General features: G+C 70.9%; 19 protein-coding genes and 1 pseudogene. 12 read left to right on the top strand and 8 right to left on the bottom strand.

Annotated features, from left to right (window positions below; all coding sequences use genetic code 11):
* Positions 1–23 precede the first annotated feature (23 nt).
* From ilvN to ACFVZW_RS17140, 4 genes are all read left to right on the top strand, one after another.
* The gene (gene ilvN / locus ACFVZW_RS17155; protein ID WP_215065241.1) at positions 24–548 is read left to right on the top strand and encodes an acetolactate synthase small subunit; all 525 of its coding nucleotides are present in this window, start codon (positions 24–26) and stop codon (positions 546–548) included.
* A 129-nt stretch (positions 549–677) separates the two neighbouring features.
* A complete protein-coding gene (ilvC, locus tag ACFVZW_RS17150) occupies positions 678–1,679 on the top strand; it encodes a ketol-acid reductoisomerase (protein WP_365338012.1) in 1,002 nt (333 codons plus the stop codon).
* A gap of 334 nt (positions 1,680–2,013) precedes the next feature.
* Entirely contained in the window at positions 2,014–3,603 is a 1,590-nt protein-coding gene (gene serA, locus ACFVZW_RS17145) for a phosphoglycerate dehydrogenase (RefSeq protein WP_383553709.1), read from the top strand.
* A gap of 98 nt (positions 3,604–3,701) precedes the next feature.
* Positions 3,702–4,280, top strand: coding sequence for a TetR/AcrR family transcriptional regulator (locus ACFVZW_RS17140; protein WP_384521984.1), 579 nt, complete (start codon positions 3,702–3,704; stop codon positions 4,278–4,280).
* Between the two features lie 63 nt (positions 4,281–4,343).
* Here ACFVZW_RS17140 and ACFVZW_RS17135 read toward each other — a convergent pair whose 3' ends face one another.
* Genes ACFVZW_RS17135 through ACFVZW_RS17125 form a run of 3 tightly spaced genes read right to left on the bottom strand, consistent with a single transcriptional unit; the run spans position 4,344 to position 7,943 of the window.
* On the bottom strand, positions 4,344–5,516 hold the full coding sequence (locus ACFVZW_RS17135) for a DUF1266 domain-containing protein (RefSeq protein WP_384521982.1): 1,173 nt from the start codon (positions 5,514–5,516) through the stop codon (positions 4,344–4,346).
* On the bottom strand, positions 5,513–6,655 hold the full coding sequence (locus ACFVZW_RS17130) for a DUF1266 domain-containing protein (protein ID WP_384521980.1): 1,143 nt from the start codon (positions 6,653–6,655) through the stop codon (positions 5,513–5,515). The genes ACFVZW_RS17135 and ACFVZW_RS17130 overlap by 4 nt, the downstream gene beginning before the upstream one ends.
* Positions 6,656–6,692: 37 nt before the next feature.
* Positions 6,693–7,943 carry a PucR family transcriptional regulator gene (locus tag ACFVZW_RS17125; protein WP_384521978.1) on the bottom strand — a complete coding sequence of 417 codons (1,251 nt, stop codon included), beginning with the start codon at positions 7,941–7,943 and terminating at the stop codon, positions 6,693–6,695.
* Between the two features lie 182 nt (positions 7,944–8,125).
* Between ACFVZW_RS17125 and ACFVZW_RS17120 the strand changes: the two genes are divergently transcribed.
* The 3 genes from ACFVZW_RS17120 to ACFVZW_RS17110 all read left to right on the top strand — a co-directional run bounded on the left by ACFVZW_RS17120 (position 8,126) and on the right by ACFVZW_RS17110 (position 11,077).
* Entirely contained in the window at positions 8,126–9,052 is a 927-nt protein-coding gene (locus tag ACFVZW_RS17120; RefSeq protein ID WP_384521976.1) for a proline dehydrogenase family protein, read from the top strand.
* 30 nt (positions 9,053–9,082) lie between these two features.
* A complete protein-coding gene (gene pruA / locus ACFVZW_RS17115; protein WP_384521974.1) occupies positions 9,083–10,714 on the top strand; it encodes an L-glutamate gamma-semialdehyde dehydrogenase in 1,632 nt (543 codons plus the stop codon).
* Between the two features lie 129 nt (positions 10,715–10,843).
* Positions 10,844–11,077, top strand: a complete 234-nt coding sequence (locus tag ACFVZW_RS17110; RefSeq protein WP_384521972.1) for a hypothetical protein — start codon at positions 10,844–10,846, stop codon at positions 11,075–11,077.
* On the opposite strand, the gene ACFVZW_RS17105 is transcribed toward ACFVZW_RS17110, so the two are convergent.
* Positions 11,067–11,957 carry an alpha/beta fold hydrolase gene (locus ACFVZW_RS17105; RefSeq protein ID WP_384522060.1) on the bottom strand — a complete coding sequence of 297 codons (891 nt, stop codon included), beginning with the start codon at positions 11,955–11,957 and terminating at the stop codon, positions 11,067–11,069. The genes ACFVZW_RS17110 and ACFVZW_RS17105 overlap by 11 nt on opposite strands.
* 82 nt (positions 11,958–12,039) lie before the next feature.
* On the opposite strand from ACFVZW_RS17105, the gene ACFVZW_RS17100 reads away from it, so the two are divergent.
* Positions 12,040–12,609, top strand: coding sequence for a GNAT family N-acetyltransferase (locus ACFVZW_RS17100; RefSeq protein ID WP_384521970.1), 570 nt, complete (start codon positions 12,040–12,042; stop codon positions 12,607–12,609).
* Between the two features lie 13 nt (positions 12,610–12,622).
* Here ACFVZW_RS17100 and ACFVZW_RS17095 read toward each other — a convergent pair whose 3' ends face one another.
* Genes ACFVZW_RS17095 through ACFVZW_RS17085 form a run of 3 tightly spaced genes read right to left on the bottom strand, consistent with a single transcriptional unit; the run spans position 12,623 to position 14,740 of the window.
* The gene (locus tag ACFVZW_RS17095) at positions 12,623–13,348 is read right to left on the bottom strand and encodes a hypothetical protein (RefSeq protein ID WP_384521968.1); all 726 of its coding nucleotides are present in this window, start codon (positions 13,346–13,348) and stop codon (positions 12,623–12,625) included.
* Complete coding sequence (locus ACFVZW_RS17090) at positions 13,345–13,683, bottom strand: PadR family transcriptional regulator (protein WP_384521966.1); 339 nt, start codon at positions 13,681–13,683, stop codon at positions 13,345–13,347. The genes ACFVZW_RS17095 and ACFVZW_RS17090 overlap by 4 nt, the downstream gene beginning before the upstream one ends.
* Before the next feature lie 49 nt (positions 13,684–13,732).
* Positions 13,733–14,740 carry a zinc-binding dehydrogenase gene (locus ACFVZW_RS17085; protein WP_384521964.1) on the bottom strand — a complete coding sequence of 336 codons (1,008 nt, stop codon included), beginning with the start codon at positions 14,738–14,740 and terminating at the stop codon, positions 13,733–13,735.
* 101 nt (positions 14,741–14,841) lie between these two features.
* Here ACFVZW_RS17085 and ACFVZW_RS17080 point away from each other — a divergent pair, with 101 nt between their 5' ends.
* Positions 14,842–15,717, top strand: coding sequence for a LysR family transcriptional regulator (locus tag ACFVZW_RS17080; protein WP_384521962.1), 876 nt, complete (start codon positions 14,842–14,844; stop codon positions 15,715–15,717).
* Positions 15,718–15,950: 233 nt separating this feature from the next.
* Positions 15,951–16,085, top strand: a complete 135-nt coding sequence (locus ACFVZW_RS17075; protein ID WP_329115549.1) for a hypothetical protein — start codon at positions 15,951–15,953, stop codon at positions 16,083–16,085.
* Positions 16,086–16,157: 72 nt separating this feature from the next.
* On the opposite strand, the pseudogene ACFVZW_RS17070 reads toward ACFVZW_RS17075, so the two are convergent.
* Positions 16,158–16,415, bottom strand: a pseudogene (locus ACFVZW_RS17070) (hypothetical protein); the annotation flags it as partial.
* A gap of 97 nt (positions 16,416–16,512) precedes the next feature.
* Here ACFVZW_RS17070 and ACFVZW_RS17065 point away from each other — a divergent pair.
* Positions 16,513–17,553 (top strand): 3-isopropylmalate dehydrogenase, encoded by a 1,041-nt coding sequence (locus ACFVZW_RS17065; protein ID WP_384521960.1) that lies wholly within the window; start codon positions 16,513–16,515, stop codon positions 17,551–17,553.
* Between the two features lie 241 nt (positions 17,554–17,794).
* Complete coding sequence (locus ACFVZW_RS17060; protein WP_384521958.1) at positions 17,795–18,883, top strand: branched-chain amino acid aminotransferase; 1,089 nt, start codon at positions 17,795–17,797, stop codon at positions 18,881–18,883.
* Positions 18,884–18,952 lie beyond the last annotated feature (69 nt).

Below are 18,952 nucleotides of genomic sequence, written 5' to 3'. Positions count from 1 at the left end.
CCGTAGGAAGAGGAACGACGCACATGACTAGGCACACGCTCTCCGTCCTGGTGGAGAACACCCCCGGCATCCTGGCCCGGATCGCCGCCCTGTTCTCCCGCCGCGGCTTCAACATCGACTCGCTCGCCGTCGGTGTCACCGAACACCCCGACATCTCCCGCATCACCATCGTGGTCAATGTCGAGGACCTGCCGCTGGAGCAGGTGACCAAGCAGCTCAACAAGCTGGTCAACGTCCTGAAGATCGTCGAACTCGAGCCCTCCGCTGCGATCCAGCGCGAGCTCGTCCTGGTGAAGGTCCGCGCCGACAACGAGACCCGCTCCCAGATCGTCGAGATCGTCCAGCTGTTCCGCGCCAAGACCGTGGACGTCTCGCCCGAGGCGGTCACCATCGAGGCCACCGGTTCGAGTGACAAGCTCGACGCGATGCTCAAGATGCTGGAGCAGTTCGGCATCAAGGAGCTCGTGCAGTCCGGCACGATCGCCATAGGGCGTGGTGCCCGGTCCATCACGGACCGCTCCCTGCGGGCCCTCGACCGCAGCGCCTGACCCTTCCGGGTGTCGACGGGCACGGACCGCCGGGTCCATCCGGCGGTCCGCCTGGCGAGACCCGAAAACTTCCCTCCCGCTCCCCGCCGTACGGTGGGACGCAACACCAGCACATCAAGGAGATTCCCAGTGGCCGAGCTGTTCTACGACGACGACGCCGACCTGTCCATCATCCAGGGCCGTAAGGTCGCGGTGATCGGTTACGGCAGCCAGGGCCACGCCCACGCGCTGTCGCTCCGTGACTCGGGTGTCGACGTCCGCGTCGGTCTGCACGAGGGCTCCAAGTCCAAGGCCAAGGCCGAGGAGCAGGGCCTGCGCGTGGTGACGCCCGCCGAGGCCGCCGCCGAGGCCGACGTCATCATGATCCTGATCCCGGACCCGATCCAGGCCCAGGTCTACGAGGCGTCCATCGCCCCGAACCTGAAGGACGGCGACGCGCTGTTCTTCGCCCACGGCTTCAACGTGCGCTTCGGCTTCATCAAGCCCCCGGCCGGCGTCGACGTCGCGCTCGTCGCCCCGAAGGGCCCGGGCCACCTGGTCCGCCGCCAGTACGAGGAGGGCCGCGGCGTCCCCGCGATCGCCGCCGTCGAGCAGGACGCGACCGGCAACGCCTTCGCCCTGGCGCTCTCCTACGCCAAGGCCATCGGCGGCACCCGCGCCGGCGTCATCAAGACGACCTTCACCGAGGAGACCGAGACCGACCTGTTCGGTGAGCAGGCCGTCCTCTGCGGTGGCGCCTCCGCGCTGGTGAAGGCGGGCTTCGAGACCCTGGTCGAGGCCGGCTACCAGCCGGAGATCGCCTACTTCGAGTGCCTGCACGAGCTGAAGCTCATCGTCGACCTCATGTACGAGGGCGGCCTGGAGAAGATGCGCTGGTCGGTCTCCGAGACCGCCGAGTGGGGCGACTACATCACCGGCCCGCGGATCATCACCGACGCCACCAAGGCCGAGATGAAGAAGGTCCTCACCGACATCCAGGACGGCACCTTCGCCAAGAACTGGATGGACGAGTACCACGGTGGCCTGAAGAAGTACAACGAGTACAAGACCCAGGACGAGAAGCACCTCCTGGAGACCACCGGCAAGGAGCTGCGCAAGCTCATGAGCTGGGTGAACGACGAGGAGGCGTAAGCCTTCGGCGCGGGGGGGGGGGCCCCCCCCCCGCCCCCCCCCCCCCCCAGGGGCGGGCCCACCTCTATTGCGGGGTGTTACCCCGGTGGTGGTTAACGCTTTGGGGGGGGGGCCTCACACCCCGCCCGCCCCCGCGCCACATCGTTGGACAGGCCGTCCAACCACGGACGAGTGATCCTTCCAACGAGGCGCATGAACTGCGCCGACGCACCACTACACTGCTCAACAACATTCGCGTTCAGGCCCACAGCGTCGTGCGCTTTCACGCGGCAAGCCCCCTCCACCGCATGCGGCCGTCGGGACGGCCGTCCGCACTGGATCTGTGAGGACTCACGTGAGCTCGAAACCCGTCGTACTCATCGCTGAAGAGCTGTCGCCCGCCACCGTCGACGCACTGGGCCCGGACTTCGAGATCCGGCACTGCAACGGCGCCGACCGCGCCGAGCTGCTGCCCGCCATCGCCGATGTGGACGCGATCCTGGTCCGCTCCGCGACCAAGGTCGACGCGGAGGCCATCGCCGCCGCCAACAAGCTCCGGGTCGTGGCCCGCGCCGGTGTCGGCCTGGACAACGTCGACGTCTCCGCCGCCACCAAGGCCGGCGTCATGGTCGTGAACGCCCCGACCTCCAACATCGTCACCGCCGCCGAGCTCGCCTGCGGCCTGCTCGTCGCCACCGCGCGCAACATCCCGCAGGCCAACACCGCGCTGAAGAACGGCGAGTGGAAGCGCTCGAAGTACACGGGCGTCGAGCTGAGCGAGAAGACCCTCGGCGTCGTCGGCCTCGGCCGCATCGGCGTCCTGGTCGCCCAGCGCATGTCCGCGTTCGGCATGAAGATCGTCGCGTACGACCCCTACGTGCAGCCGGCCCGCGCCGCCCAGATGGGGGTGAAGCTGCTGGCCCTGGACGAGCTCCTGGAGGTCGCCGACTTCATCACCGTCCACCTGCCGAAGACCCCGGAGACCCTCGGTCTCATCGGCGACGAGGCGCTGCACAAGGTCAAGCCCAGCGTCCGGATCGTCAACGCCGCGCGCGGCGGGATCGTCGACGAGGCGGCGCTGTTCTCCGCCCTCAAGGAGGGCCGGGTCGCCGGCGCCGGTCTCGACGTGTACGCGAAGGAGCCCTGCACGGACTCCCCGCTCTTCGAGCTCGACCAGGTCGTCTGCACTCCGCACCTCGGCGCGTCCACGGACGAGGCCCAGGAGAAGGCCGGTATCGCGGTCGCCCGCTCGGTGCGCCTCGCGCTCGCCGGTGAGCTCGTGCCGGACGCGGTCAACGTCCAGGGCGGTGTCATCGCCGAGGACGTCAAGCCGGGTCTGCCGCTCGCCGAGAAGCTCGGCCGCATCTTCACCGCGCTGGCGGGCGAGGTCGCGGCGCGTCTCGACGTCGAGGTGTACGGCGAGATCACCCAGCACGACGTGAAGGTGCTCGAACTCTCCGCGCTCAAGGGCGTGTTCGAGGACGTGGTCGACGAGACCGTGTCGTACGTCAACGCCCCGCTGTTCGCGCAGGAGCGCGGTGTCGAGGTCCGGCTGACCACCTCCAGCGAGTCCCCGGACCACCGCAACGTGGTCACCGTGCGCGGCACGCTCTCGAGCGGCGAGGAGGTCGCGGTCTCCGGCACGCTGGCCGGCCCCAAGCACCTCCAGAAGATCGTCGCCGTCGGCGACTACGACGTGGACGTCGCGCTCGCCGACCACATGGTGGTGCTGCGCTACGAGGACCGTCCGGGTGTCGTCGGCACGGTCGGCCGGATCCTCGGCGAGGCCGGTCTGAACATCGCCGGGATGCAGGTGGCGCGCTCGGAGGAGGGCGGCGAGGCGCTCGTCGTGCTCACCGTTGACGACACGGTCCCGGCGGCCGTGCTCGCGGAGATCTCGGAGGAGATCGGCGCGGCCTCGGCCCGCTCGGTCAACCTGGTCTGATCCCGGGCAGGTCCCGGCCTGGTCCGACTCGGTACGCGTACCCGGTGCGCTAGACGATCGTCTTACACGATTGTCTAGCTGCCGGGTACAGTGCTGTCATGGGACACAAGGAAGACCTGCTCGAAGGCGCCAAGCGCTGCCTCCTGGAGAAGGGCTACGCCCGCACGACGGCCCGCGACATCGTCGCCGCCTCGGGCACCAACCTGGCCTCCATCGGCTACCACTACGGCTCCAAGGAGGCCCTGCTCCAGCAGGCCTTCCTCACGCTGACGGAGGAGTGGGGCGACCAGGTCGGCCCGGCCGGGAGCGGCGAGGAGAAGAGGGCGCTGCCGGCCGACCCGTACCAGCGCTTCCACGACCTCTGGGAGCAGGTCATCGCGGCGGCGGACGCCAGTCGGCCGGTCTGGAAGCTCCAGACGGAGATCGTCACCCGCCTCGACGACGACGAGAAGCTCCGCGAGGCCATCAAGGAGCCCCAGCGGGAGGGCCGCCTCGGCATGGCCGAGGGCTTCCTCGGCATCGACCCGGAAGCCGACCCGGAGAGGGCCCGGGTGGCGGGGCTGCTCTGTCAGGCGCTGGTGACCGGCGTGATGATCCAGTGGATGGTGGACCCCGAGACCGCGCCGACGGCCGACGACCTGACCGAAGGGCTCAAGGTGCTGATGGCGGAGCGATAGCCCCGGATTCGGGCGGAGTTGTCGCGTCCGGTGCGCACGTGGCACGAGCCGCGGCGCCGGGTCTCAGCGCCACGGAAGGTTCAGCCAGGGGCTGCCCTCGTGTTCCGTCAGGACCCGGTGGGCGTCCACGTTCTGCTCGTGGAACGGGCCGTACTCCTCCCCGTCGAAGCGCAGCACCCGCCCCAGCGCGTACCCGGTCGAGTACTCCTGCCAGGAACCGTAGGCCGACCGGGCCAGCGCGCCCGCGTGGACGATCGCCTGTTCGGCCTCCGGGGGCGCGCAGAAGCGGGCCGAGAGCCCCCAGCGGGCCAGGTTCACCGCCCGGCCGTAGTCGTACGCGACCGTCTTCCGTACCCGCCCGTCCGGGGGCAGCAGCCCGTCGGCCCGGAACCGGGCCTCGTACCGGACGATGCGGCGCACCAACTCCTCGATGCGCCGCACCGTCACCGGGCTCGCGCCCAGGTCCTGCGCGTGTCCGGCGGCCGTCTCCCGCCACTCGTCCGGCGAGGGGACCGCACCGCGGGCGACCCGCAGCTCCTCACGGATCCGGAGGGCGAAGTCCGGTTCCGGCGGGCTGTTGCGCCCGTCGAGCAGCGCGTCCAACTCCTTGCGCCAGCCGTCGTGGCCGGTGATGTCCCAGGAGTCGCGGAGCGTGTCGAGCTCGTGGGTGTACCCCATGTAGACCGAGCCGACGTCGTTCCACGGGACGCCGTTGCCGAACGCCAGATGGGCGCCGCAGGCGAGGCCGAAGGCGAGCGGACCGTGCAGGGGACCGTGGCGCAGGGCGACGAACCGGTCGCCCGCACCCCGCTCCTTCTCGGCGTACACCCGCAGCCACCCCGCGCGGTGCTCGGGCGTGGTGGGCAGCAGCAGCTGACCGGGGGTGCCGCCGTTGACCGCGAGGAGCAGTCGCGGGTCGCGCCAGCTGAACTCGGCCACCCACCGCAGGGTGACCTGGTGGAACACCCACTCCGGATGCCAGGGCGGCAGCATCCCGCGGGTGAGGACCGGCCGGACGAGGAGGCCCTTCCCCGCCTGCTGGGGCGGCCAGTAGACATTGTCCGGGCGGGCGTCCACGTCGGCCTTGGGGGCGCCGATGAAGAGCTCGGCATCGGCGAGGACACGGATCTGCTCGGCGACGTCGCCGCGCAGCCCCGCCTCGTACAGCAGCTGCTCGGTCTCGGACGGCGGGATCCAGGGGGCGCCCTGGGGAGCGGGCGGGCGGGAGGGGCTCATGACCACGCGATGTTCCGGTAGGGGCTCGACGGGTCCTGCGTGAGCGCGCGGTGGATGGTCAGGGATTCCTGGTACAGCGGTTCGGGGTCGCCCTCGTCGAAGTGGATCAGGCGGGCCAGCAGGTAGCCGAGCGAGAACTCGGCCCAGGAGCCGTACGCCCGCCGGGCGGGTTCGAGGATCTGGAGCAGGGACTGCTCCGCCTCCTGGGGATCGCAGTAACGGGCGCCGAGCGCCAGCCGTACGACGTTCACGGCGCGGCCGTGGTCGAAGGCGGCGAGGGTGTCGACCCGCCCGTCCGGCGGGAGGAGGCCGTCGACGCGGAACCGCTCCTCGTAGTGGGTGATCCGGCGCACGGACTCCAGGGCCTCGGCCAGCTCCTCGCCGGAGGCGTCGTTCCGCTCGAACGTGACGGTGACCATCGACGTCCACTGCGACTCGCTGGGCGTGTGGCGCAACCGCGCGGTGAGGCGGCGCCGCATCTCCAGGACGGACTCGGGGACCCGGCCGACGAGCCGGGTGGCGATCAGGGTCCGCAACTTGTCCCGGAAGTCCGCGCGGTGGTGGACGGCCCAGGGGCGGCGCAGCCGGGAGACGTCGGTGGGGTAGTCCTCGTACTGGGCGCCGAGCCGGTTCCACACCAGGCCGTTGAGCACGGCGAGGTGCGCGCCGAGCGCGAGGGCGTGCGCGACCGGCCCGTGCAGATGCTCTCCGGCGTGGGTGAGCAGGCGCAGCCGGGCGGGTCCGCCGCCGTGCGCGCCGGCCTCCTGCCAGGCCCGCCGATCCGAGGGCTTGGCGGGCAGGGCGACCGCGCACGGGGTGTCCGGATTGACGGTGAGCCACCACCTGTCGTGCGGCCAGGCGGCGGCGAGCCTGGCGAGGGTGGTCTGCTTGAACACCCAGTCCGGGTGCCATGGCGGCAGCATGCCCTCGGTCAGCACCGGGACGACGGTGCGCCGGGTGGCCTTGTCGCGGCGGCTGGGGAGGGGCGGGGTGTAGCCGGGCGCGTCGGCGTGCAGCCGCGCGAGGAGTACGTAGAGGCGAGTCCGCCCGAGGGCGTCCAGAACGGCCGCCCGGTCCTCGCGTGCCTCGTACAGCAGCTGCTCGGTGTACGTCGGCGCCGCCCAACTCCCCGTGTTCATGGGGAGATCCTATAAACCGGTCCGGGGTGTCCCGTGTTCAGAGCCGGGCAGCCTTGAGCGCCATGTGCAGCAGCAGGCGGTCCTCGCCCGCGTCCAGGTCGAGGCCGGTCAGCTGTTCCACGCGGGAGAGGCGGTAGTAGAGGGTCTGGCGGTGGATGCCGAGGGCCGTCGCGGTGCGCCCCGCCTGGCCCGCGTGGTCGAGGAACACCTCGGCGGTGCGGGCCAGTTCGGTGTGGGAGGGAGAGAGCAGGGCCTGGACGGCCGGGTCGGGGGCGGTCCGGGGGAGGGCGGTGAGCAGACGGTACGGGCCGATGGCCGACCACTCGGCGAGGGGGCCGAGCCCCGGCTGGGCGGTCGCCGCCCGGGCGGCCGCGGCGGCCTCGCGCCAGGCGGTGTCCAGGTCGGCGAGACCACGGCGCGGGAGCGCGATCCCCGCGACGGCCTCGGTGCCGGTCCCCGCCTTGGCCGTCGCGCTTCCTCGCGCCGTGCCGGCCGTCGCGTCCGTCCCCGCCCCGGTCCCCCTGCCCGCCGCGTCCCGCAGTCGCCCCGCCGCCGCCGCGGCCGGCGCGAGGTTGTCCGCCGCCCGCAGGCGTACGAGCACCGCGAGCGCCTGCCCGACCGCGCCCTCCCCGCTCGCCGTCACCGCGTCCGCCGCGGGGCCCTGCCACGGCACCGTGCAGAGCGCCGCCGCGGCCGGGACCGTGCGTGCCGAAGGGCTGTCCTCGCCCGGCCACGGGGTCACGGCCACCACCGCATGCAGCCCCTCGGCGTCCGGTCCCAGAGCCGTGCGCAGTGCGGCGAGCGCCATGTCGTACTGCCAGCCCCGTTCCGCGGTCAGCGCGGCCCTCAGCTCCCGGGACAGGTCCGATCCCGCCCGCTCCTCGTCCGCGAGAAGGCCGCCGATCCGCGCCGCGACCTCCATGGCCGCCGTGAGCTGGGCGGGCGTGGGATGCGGCTCGGCGTCCAGCAGCCAGACGTACCCGAGGACGACGCCCCGATGCCGCACGGGAAGGCAGATCCGGTCCCGGAACACCCCGGCGTCCGGCGCGGCCGGGATACGGACCGGGCCCGTCGCCCGGGTGATGCCGAAGCCCTCGAACCAGGCGCGGACGGCGGGCGTCGACTTTCTCGTCAGGATCGAGCGGGTGCGGACCGGGTCCATGGCGCTGTCGTCGTCGCTGTCGTGGGCCCCGAAGGCGATCAGCCCGAAATCGCGGTTCTCCAGGGTCGCCGGGGCGCCGAGCAGCGCCGAGATCTCGTCGACCAGTTCTTGGTAGTCGCCCTTCACGGCGCCATTCTCGCACCCTCTCAGACATATGTATGAGATGCCGCCCACGGATGCGTGACAGCTGTCGATGGCAGAGGATCGGAGCGATCCTTAGGTTTCACGGTGGTTCTCCGTGCTGTTCCCGATTCCTTACGAAAGATCGGGTAGGCACCCTTCGTCACCCTGCCCTTCTGGAGGTCCCCGTGCTGGGTCCCGTGATCCTCGCCGCGTCGCGCAGCGACAAGATGCGCCGTTTCGTGTCGGCCGCCCCCGGGACCAAGCAGGTCGTCGACCGGTTCATCGCCGGCGAGACCGTCGAGCACGTCATCCCGATCGTCGAGGACATCACCGGCCGCGGCCTGGAGGTCACCCTCGACGTCGTCGGTGAGGACATCACCACCGTCGAGCAGTCCTACGCCGCCCGTGACGCCTACCTGGAGCTCATCGGCCGGCTCAAGGAGCTGGGCCTCGGCGAGCGCGCCGAGATGTCCGTCAAGCTCTCGATGTTCGGCCAGGCGCTGGACGGCGGACACGAGCTCGCCCTCGCCAACGTCCGCCCCGTCGTCGAGGCCGCCGCCGAGATCGGCACCACGGTCACCCTGGACGCCGAGGACCACACCACCCTCGACTCGATGTTCGCCATCCACGAGGAGCTGCGGAAGGACTTCCCGCAGACCGGCTGCGTCATCCAGGCGTACCTCTTCCGCACCGAGGACGACGCCCGGCGCCTCGCCGCCAACGGCTCCCGCGTCCGGATCGTGAAGGGCGCCTACAAGGAGCCCGCCTCCGTCGCCGTCCAGGACAAGGCCGAGATCGACAAGGCCTACGTCCGGATCATGAAGATCCTGATGGAGGGGGAGGGCTACCCGATGATCGGCTCCCACGACCCGCGGCTGATCTCCATCGGCCAGGAGCTCGCCCGCCGTGCCGGGCGCAAGCTGGACGAGTACGAGTTCCAGATGCTGTACGGCATCCGCAGCGAGGAGCAGAACCGTCTCGCCGCCGAGGGCCACCGGATGCGCGTCTACACGGCCTACGGCACGGACTGGTACGGCTACTTCATGCGCCGCCTCGCGGAGAAGCCGGCCAACCTCCTCTTCTTCGCCCGCTCCATCCTCACCAAGGGCTGAGCCCACCCCTCAAAAGGAGTTACGAGACTCATGGACGCTGTAACCCAGGTCCCCGCTCCGGTCAACGAGCCGGTGCACAGCTACGCCCCCGGTTCCCCCGAGCGTGCCCGTCTCGAGTCCAAGCTCAAGGAGCTGGCCGAGAACCCGCGCGACCTCCCGATGACGATCAACGGTGTGAAGCGCATGGGCGGCGGCGAGCGCGTCGACGTCGTGCAGCCGCACAACCACAAGGCCGTCATCGGCACCTTCGCCGGTGCCACCCAGCAGGACGCCCAGGACGCCATCGACGCCGCCCTGGCCGCCGCCCCGGCCTGGCGCGCGATGTCCTTCGACGACCGCGCCGCGATCATCCTGCGCGCCGCCGAGCTGCTGTCCGGCCCGTGGCGCGAGACGCTGGCCGCCTCCACCATGCTGGGCCAGTCCAAGACCGCCCAGCAGGCCGAGATCGACACCCCGTGCGAGCTCGTCGACTTCTGGCGCTTCAACGTGGCCTACGCCCGCCAGATCCTGGCCGAGCAGCCGCCGGCGAACTCCCCGGGTGTGTGGAACCGACTGGACCACCGCCCGCTGGAGGGCTTCATCTACGCGATCACGCCGTTCAACTTCACGGCCATCGCGGGCAACCTGCCCACCGCCCCCGCCCTCATGGGCAACGTGGTGGTCTGGAAGCCGTCCCCGACCCAGACCCACTCCGCCGTGCTCCTCATGGAGCTCCTGGAGGAGGCCGGCCTGCCCAAGGGCGTCATCAACCTGGTGACGGGCGACGGCATCGCCGTCTCCGAGGTGGCCCTGAACCACCGCGACCTGGCCGGCATCCACTTCACCGGCTCGACCAAGACCTTCCAGCACCTGTGGAAGACGGTCGGCAACAACATCGAGTCGTACCGCTCCTACCCGCGGATCGTCGGCGAGACCGGCGGCAAGGACTTCGTCGTCGCCCACCCGAGCGCCGACCGCGCGATCCTGAAGACCGCGCTGACCCGCGGCTCCTTCGAGTTCCAGGGCCAGAAGTGCTCCGCGTCCTCGCGTGCGTACGTCCCGGCCTCCATCTGGAACTCGGGCTTCAAGGAGGAGTTCGCGGCCGAGGTCGACGGCATCAAGATGGGTGACGTCACCGATCTGACGAACTTCATCGGCGCCGTGATCGACGAGCGTTCGTTCGCCAAGAACAAGGCCGCGATCGACCGCGCGAAGGCCGACGAGACCTGCACGATCGTGGCCGGCGGCACCTACGACGACTCGGAGGGCTACTTCGTCCGTCCGACCGTCATCGAGTGCTCCGACCCGGCGAACGAGGTCTTCACGACCGAGTACTTCGGCCCGATCCTCGCGATCCACGTCTACGAGGACGACGCGTACGACGAGATGCTGACCCAGATGGAGTCGGCCTCGGACTACGCGCTGACCGGCTCGGTCATCTCCGGCGACCGCGCCGCCACGGCGTACACGATGGAGAAGCTCCGCTTCGCCGCGGGCAACTTCTACATCAACGACAAGTCGACCGGCGCCGTCGTCGGCCAGCAGCCCTTCGGCGGCGGCCGCGCCTCCGGCACGAACGACAAGGCCGGCGCGCCGCAGAACCTGATGCGCTGGACGCTGACCCGCGCGATCAAGGAGACCCTGGTCCCGCCGACCGAGTACGGCTACCCCCACATGGGCTGACGCCCCCCGGGCCATCCTGAGGCCCGCCCCCGACACCGCCCCCCTCCTGGGTCCCCCAACCCAGGACGGGGGCGGTTCTCATGCGCTGGGCTTACGCTGCTGGGAGGGGGCTCGATGAGGAGGTACGCCATGCCTGGTTCGACGACCATCGGCCCCGGGCACGGGGTCGACGCGATCGAGCACCTCGACGCGCTGCGGATGACGTCCCTGATGAAGGAGCTGCACCGGCTGCTGACCGAGGCGGGATCCGACCGGTTCACGGACGCGCAGGTCGCGGCCCTGAGCGGGGACGCCCACCATCGGGAGGGCCTCACCGACTGGGTGGAGCGCATGGCCCGCGACCTGGAGAAGGCTACGGCCTGAGAAGGACGCGCCGCGCGAGGAAGTCGCCGATCAGCGAGGCGATCGCCGGCGCGTGCGTCTCCAGGGCGAAGTGGCCCGTCGGCAGGAGGCGGATCTCCGCGTCGGGGAGGTCGCGGCCGAAGGCCTTGGCGCCCGCCGGGACGAAGACCTCGTCGCCCTCGCCCCAGACGGCGAGCAGGGGGACCTGGGTCGTGCGGAAGTAGTCGTGGAAGGCGGGGTAGAGCTCGAAGTTGGAGCCGTAGTCGCCGATGAGGTCCAGCTGGATGTCGTCCTGGCCCTCCCGGGCCATCAGGGCGGCGTCGTGGTGCCAGGCGTCCGGGCTGAGGAGATCGCGGAACTCGGCGGGGACGCCCGTCTCGTACTGCCATGTGATGCCCTCGAGGGAGCGGATGCCGCGCACCGGCTCCTCGGTCTGCGGTGTGCGGTCGGCGATCATCGCGAGGACGGGCGCCCAGGCGTCGGCCCCGAGGCCCTCCTCGTAGGCGTTGCCGTTCTGGGTGACGATCGCGGTGATCCGCTCGGGGTGGGCGAGGGCCAGGCGCAGGCCGATGGGGGCGCCGTAGTCCTGGATGTAGAGGGCGAACCGGTCCAGGCCGAGCGTCTCCGTGAACTCCGCCGTGACGGCGGCCAGTTCGGCGAAGGTGTAGTCGAACTCCTGGGCCGACGGCGCGGCGCTGCGGCCGAAGCCGATGTGGTCCGGGGCGATCAGCCGAAACCGATCGGCGAGGAGCGGCATCAGGTCGCGGAACATGTGCGAGCTGGTGGGGAAGCCGTGCAGCAGAAGCAGGACCGGGGCGTCCGCGGGGCCCGCCTCCCGGTAGTGGATCTCGTGGCCGCGGACGGTGACGGTGCGGTGGTGGACCGGCTGCACAGGAGACATCATCTCTAACCCCTCAACGCACTCTGACTGGTTGACGATGAGAGTGAATCAGCATCGGTTCTAACCTGTCAATAATCCTTTGATGGTTAGCCGTGGCGAGGGGGAGACTTGGGGGGTGAACGTGACCACCGCCGCCACCCATGAACTCGGGCCCGAGCGCCTCCGCTCGATCAAGGACATGCTCGACACCGCGTTCGACGGCGACTTCTCCGACGAGGACTGGGATCACACCCTCGGGGGCATCCACGCCTGGATCGAGGACGCGCGCGGGATCGCCGCCCACGGCAGCGTGATCATGCGGCGCGTGCTCCACGACGGGCGTTCGTACCGCGTCGGATACGTCGAGGGTGTGGCCGTGCGTCACGACCGGCGCCGGCAGGGGCTCGGCGGGCTCGTCATGGACGAACTGGAGCGGGTGATCGACGGGGCGTACGCCTTCGGGGCGCTGTCCGCCTCCGACGAGGGGGCCGCGCTCTACCGGGCGCGCGGCTGGGAGTCGTGGCAGGGGCGCATCGAGGTGATCGGCCCCGAGGGGATCGTCCGCCTTCCGGACGAGGAAGGGTCCACCTATCTGCGTCCGGCAGCCGGCGGAACGCTGCCGGACCCCGCCGCCGCGCTGCTCTTCGACTGGCGCGACGGCGACGTGCTCTGAGCATGCGGAGGGCTCAGCCCTGGCAGCCCTTGGCCGCGTCCCGCTTCAGGCCGATCAGCGCGCCCGTCGCGCCGAACAGCGCGACGAAGGGTGTCGTGTAGGCCGGCATGTCGAAGACGTCGACGAGGGTCACTCCGACCACGCCGATGACCAGCAGTATCCAGACCGTCAGCAGCACCTTGCCCTTCCGGCTGAGGAAGAGCCACCGGCCGGGCCGCTCGGGCAGCGTGTCGAGGGCCGCGGCCGGTCCTTCGCTCGCCGCCTTCGGCCGCTTGAAGTACGCGAAGACCATCCACTCCCCGCACATCTCCCAGCCCTCCGGCGTCAGCCGGTCGAGGACCTCGTCGCGCCGCTTCCCGCTGATCAGCTCACGGCGGTACTCCCAGCGCAGGGCGGCGCCGGGCACCCGGCGGCACATGAACCGGCCGAGCGTGTCGAGCCCCTCGACCTCCCAGCCCTGGTCGCCGTGGAGTGCGAGCAGCCGCCGGTCGCTGTAGATGTCGGCCGTCCACAGCCAGGTCTCGGCCTGCCCGGCGGGCTCCGCCGCCACCGGCGCCGTACCGCCCAGTCGCGCCGCGAAGTCCTCGGCCGCACCGAACTCCTCCTCCGGCGAGGAGTCCGTCTCGGCGAGGTGTCCGCGCAGTTCGGCGACGGTGGCGGCGATCTGCTCCGCCGGAACGCCGGCCTCCCGCAGCGCGGCGGTCAGCGTGTCGAAGTACGTGCTCGGCTCGGTGTTCATCGTGTTCCCCCGGTCTTCAGCATGGTCTGTACGGCGGTGTGGAAGGTCAGCCACGCCCCGCTCTCGGCTGTGAGGTGGCTCCGGCCCTGCGCGGTGAGCCGGTAGTAGCGGCGCCCCGGCCCCCGCTCGGCGGCGCGGAACTCGGCCTCCACCAACCCGGCTTCCTCCAGCCGGTTCAGTACGGGATAGAGCGTCCCGCCCTTGATCTCCCCAAGCCCCGCCTCGGCGAGGGCCTTGGAGATCTCGTACCCGTAACTCTCGTCCTCCGTGAGGCAGGAGAGGACGAGGAGGTCCAGGACGCCCTTGAGCCAACTTGATCTGCGGTCTGCGGCCATGGCTGTATTTCAGCACCAGCTAGATAGGAATGCAACCTAGCTGGCGTGGCTAGTTGGATCGGGACACCAGCATCTTGCCGATGTTCTCGCCGCGCAGCATCCCGAGGAACGCGTCCACGATGTGCTCGAAGCCCTCCACCACGGTCACGTCCAGCGGCAGCCGCCCGCTCCGCAGATGCGGCACAGCGAAGTCGTACAACTCCTCCTGCGCGTCCGTGTGGTTGCTGACCAGGAACCCTTCGAGGCGGATGCTCTTCTCCACCAGGTCGAAGAGGTTGCGCGGGGCGGGCGGGGGAGCGGAGAGCGAGTGGTACTGCGCGACCGCGCCGACCCAGGCGATCCGGCCGTGCTCCCGCAGCGCCGCGATCGACGCCTCCAGATGGTCCCCGCCCACCCCGTCGAGCACGGCGTCCAGGCCGTCCGGCGCCGCCTTCGCCAGCAGCGCGGAGACCGGCCCTTCGTGATAGTCGAAGGCCGCGTCGAAGCCGACCCGTTCGGTGAGGTGCGCGACCTTCCGCGCCGAGCCCGCGCTGCCGACGAGTCGTCCGGCGCCCAGGAGGCGGGCGAAGCGGCCGGCCGCCGTGCCGACCCCGCCGGCCGCGGCCGAGACGAACAGGTCCTCCCCCGGCTGGAGCCGCGCGATCCGGGTCAGTCCGACGTACGCCGACAGGCCCGTACCGCCGAGCACGCTCAGATGCGCGGAGAGGGGAACGCCGGCGAAGTCCGGCACGGGGCGCACCTCGTCCGGCGCGACGACGGAGTGCGTGCGCCAGCCCCTGCGGTGCTGGACCAGGTCGCCGGGGGAGAGGCCGGGGGTGCGCGAGTCCACGACCCGGCCGAGGGTGCGGCCCTCCATGGGGGAGTCGAGGGTCCACAGGAAGTCCCCGTCCATCGCCTCGCGGTGGTACGGGTCCACGGACCAGAGCAGGTTCTCGACCAGCGCGGTGCCGGGTGCCGGGTCCGGGACGGGGGTCTCGACGAAGGCGAAGTGGGCGGGGGTGGGGAAGCCGTCGGGGCGGGCGGTCTGCTGGACGGTGATCATGGTCTCGTGCGTCATGGGGGAGACCGTAGGAAGGAATCCCACGGTTGGGCAGTAGGTTGCTTCGATGGATCGCACCGATCCATCGAAGTTCCTCATACTCCGAGGTGGGAGCCCTGATGACCGACCTCGCGCCGCATGAACTGCGCGTCCTGCTCGCCGTCGGGAGCGAGGGCGGCTTCTCGGCCGCGGCCGTCGTGCTCGGCTTGACGCAGTCCGCCGTCTCGCACTCGGTGCGGACCAGCGAACGCAAGCTCGGCGCCGTCCTCTTCGGCCGCGGGCGGTCCGGGGCCACCCCCACAGCCGCCGGGCAGCGGGCCCTCGCCCATGCGCGGCAGGTGCTGAGGCTCCTGGAGGTGATGGGAGCGGAGGTGCGGGGTGCCGAGACGGGCACGGCCGCCGGGCCGCTGCGGATCGCCGCCTTCCGCAGCGCCGCACTGCACCTGCTGCCGCGCGCCCTGGAGCGACTGACGGCCCGCCACCCGGAGATCGTCCCGGAGGTGCGGATCGTACGGGAGGTGGGGCCCGGGACCGCGGGCGAAGTCCTGGAGGGGCGGGCCGACCTCGGCATCGCGACGATCGGGACGACGTCGCCCGTGCCGCCGCGGCTCGTCGGGGGCGTGCTGGTCGAGGAGGGGTACGCGCTGGTGCACCCGGCCGGTCATGCCGCGCCGCGCTCTCTGCCGCTCGTGGACTGGACGGAGAACTGCACCTCGTACACCCGGCAGTGGTGGGCGGAGCAGGACTGGCTGCCGGCGGCGACCGTCGAGGCCGAGGACGACGGAGCGGTGCTCTCGATGGTGAGCAGTGGTTTCGGCATGGCCGTGATGCCGGAACTCTCCCTGATCGGAGCACCGCCCTCGGTGCAGATCACCGATCTCGGTCCGGATCGCCCGACGCGGTCGGTGGGCTATGTCACCACCCCTGAGCTGGTGAAATCGCTCGCCGTGCGGGCGCTGATCCGTGAGCTGAGGGCGGTGCGGCAGCCGGGGTGAGTCGATCACCGTCTCAGATAGTAGGAAGTCCGAGTAATTGTGGAGACAGATGCGGCCGCCTGTCCTAGCTTTGTAGGAGCCGAACGTCTCGCTTCATCAGCGAATGGCGGTCGAGAGCGCGATGCCCCTGTGCAGGCAACCCCTGCGGCGGCGCTCCCCGCCCCTTCCGGCGCCTTCGATCACCACTGATCTCCGATCTCGGATCACCACTGATCTCAAGGAGTCGATCCCCCATGGCCGCTGAGACCGCCCGCCGTGTCCGCCACTCCGTCGCCCGCCCCAGCGCCGACGACGCCCGCAAGAACGCCGCCGCCGCGCTCCAGCGCGCCCTCGACCGCCGCGACAACGGCGGCGCCACCGGTCACTAGAGCCCGACCGGCGCTGCCCGCGCCGGGCCGTGTCCGCGTCGCGCCGCCACGGCCCAGGTGGCGAACCGGCCGTCAGGCCGTGCGCCGGATCTCGAAGTGGTCGATGCGTTCGCCGCTCTCGGCGAGCGCGGAGACCTTCAGGACCGGCGACGCGCCCGCCGTCACGTACACGATGCCGTCGCGCGTCGGGTCCGTGGTCCCGCTGATCGGCACCGGCCTGCCCACCTCGCCGAGCCGCCGGTCGAGCCAGGCCGTCTGGCGGCCCTCCGTGTAGCCCTTGTCGGCCGGGATCTCGTACGACACGTCGTTCGCGTCGAGCGTTCCGGCCCCGCACCAGACGTCGGATGAACGAAACCCAAAGAATTCACGACCGTCCGCATGGTGGACAACGAGTGTCAGACGCTGGGACGAGGAGTAGGGTGCCGACATGTCTCACAGCATCGATCTCGCAGTCATTCCCGGCGACGGCATCGGCCAGGAGGTCGTGGCACAGGGCCTCAAGGTCCTCGCCGCCGCGCTTCCGCAGGACGTGAAGCTGGAGACGAAGGAGTACGACTTCGGCGCCAAGCGCTACCACGCGACCGGTGAGACCCTCACCGACGCGGACGCCGAGGCCCTCAAGCAGCACGACGCCATCCTGCTCGGCGCGATCGGCGACCCGTCGGTCCCCTCCGGCGTGCTGGAGCGCGGCTTCCTGCTGAAGCTCCGCTTCCTCTTCGACCACCACGTCAACCTGCGTCCCTCGAAGCTGCTCCCCGGCGTGTCGACCCCGCTCAAGGGCCAGCCCGAGATCGACTTCATCGTGGTCCGCGAGGGCACCGAAGGCCCGTACACCGGCAACGGCGGCTCGATCCGTACCGGCACCCCGCACGAGGTCGCCACCGAGGTCTCCGTCAACACGGCGTTCGGTGTCGAGCGCGTCGTCCGTGACGCCTTCGCCCGCGCCCAGGCCCGCCCGCGCAAGAAGCTGACGCTGGTCCACAAGAACAACGTCCTGGCGTACGCGGGTCACCTCTGGACCAACGTCTTCAACAAGGTGGCCGAGGAGTTCCCCGAGGTCACCACGGACTACCTGCACGTGGACGCGGCGACGATCTTCCTCGTCACGCAGCCCGAGCGGTTCGACGTGATCGTCACCGACAACCTCTTCGGCGACATCATCACGGACCTCGCCGCGGCCGTCTCCGGCGGCATCGGCGTCGCCGCCTCCGGCAACATCAACCCGAGCGGCGAGTTCCCGTCCATGTTCGAGCCGGTCCACGGCTCCGCGCCGGACATCGCGGGCCAGGGCAAGGCCGACCCGACGGCCACCGTGCTCTCCGTCGCGCTCCTGCTGCGCCACCTCGGCCACGAGACCGAGGCCGCCCGCATCGAGGCCGCCGTCGCCGCCGACCTGACCGAGCGCGGCGACTCCGTCCGCACGACGGACGAGATCGGCGACGCGCTCGCGGTACGCGTGGCGAGCTGACCCGTCGACTGACGTCACACAGCCGCCGGGTCGCACAAGCACCCGGCGGCTGTACCTATGCGGCCGTGGGGTGCCACCATCAACTCATGGATCGCATGCACGCCGTTTCCGTGCACCGCCACCCACGGGCGATAATCGAACGTGGGGCCGCGGCATGCGGGAAAGCTCGGACGTCCTAGCAGAGCACTGAGAGCGGCGTGAGCGCGGTCCGTCACACACAACCGGTGAAGGACTAGCACTCATGACGACGCCCACGATCGAGCTCAAGCCCTCCTCCAGCCCGCTGTCGGACGCGGAGCGCGAGGCGATCCTGGCCAACCCGGGATTCGGCCGCCACTTCACCGACCACATGGTGACCATCCGGTGGACCGAGGGCCGGGGCTGGCACGACGGTCAGCTGGTGCCGTACGGCCCGCTCTCCCTCGACCCGGCCACGAACGTCCTGCACTACGCGCAGGAGATCTTCGAGGGCCTCAAGGCGTACCGCCGTCCCGACGGCACCGTCGCCACCTTCCGCCCCGACGCCAACGCCCGGCGCTTCCAGGCCTCCGCGCACCGTCTCGCGATGCCGGAGCTGCCCGTCGAGACGTTCATCGAGGCGTGCGACGTCCTCGTCCAGCAGGACAAGGCATGGGTCCCGGCGCACGGCGGCGAGGAGTCCCTCTACCTGCGCCCGTTCATGATCGCGACCGAGGTCGGCCTGGGCGTGCGGCCGGCGAACGAGTACCTCTTCGTCGTCATCGCCTCGCCCGCCGGTCCGTACTTCCCCGGTGGCGTGAAGCCCGTCTCCATCTGGCTCTCCGAGGACCGCGTCCGCGCCGTCCCCGGCGGCATGGGCGACGCCAAGACGGGCGGCAACTACGCGGCCTCCCTCCTCGCGCAGGCCGAGGCGGCGGAGAAGGGCTGCGACCAGGTCGCCTACCTCGACGCCGTGGAGCACAAGTGGGTCGAGGAGCTCGGCGGCATGAACCTGTACTTCGTGTACGAGGACCGCATCGTCACCCCCGAGCTGACCGGCTCCCTGCTCGCCGGTATCACCCGTGACTCGCTGCTCCGGCTCGCCGAGGACCTCGGCTACCGGTCCGAGGAGGGGCGGATCTCCATCGACCAGTGGAAGGCCGACACGGAGAACGGCTCGCTCAAGGAGGTCTTCGCCTGCGGTACGGCGGCGGTCATCACCCCCGTCGGCACGGTGAAGGCGGCGCGCGGCGAGTGGCAGCAGTCGGGCGGGCAGCCGGGTGCGGTCACCATGAAGCTCCGCGAGGCGCTTCTCGCCATCCAGACGGGCAAGGCCGAGGACGTCCACGGCTGGACGCACCAGCTGGGCTAGTCGAAACCGCGAAGCCGCCCCCCGGCCACCCCCCCCCGGGCCCGCCCCGCCGGCGGGCACCCCCCCGGG

Source organism: Streptomyces sp. NPDC059567 (assembly GCF_042735655.1).
Lineage (GTDB): Bacteria > Actinomycetota > Actinomycetes > Streptomycetales > Streptomycetaceae > Streptomyces.
Note: the sequence above shows the minus strand (reverse complement) of the source record. Positions and strands in the feature narration are given on the sequence as shown.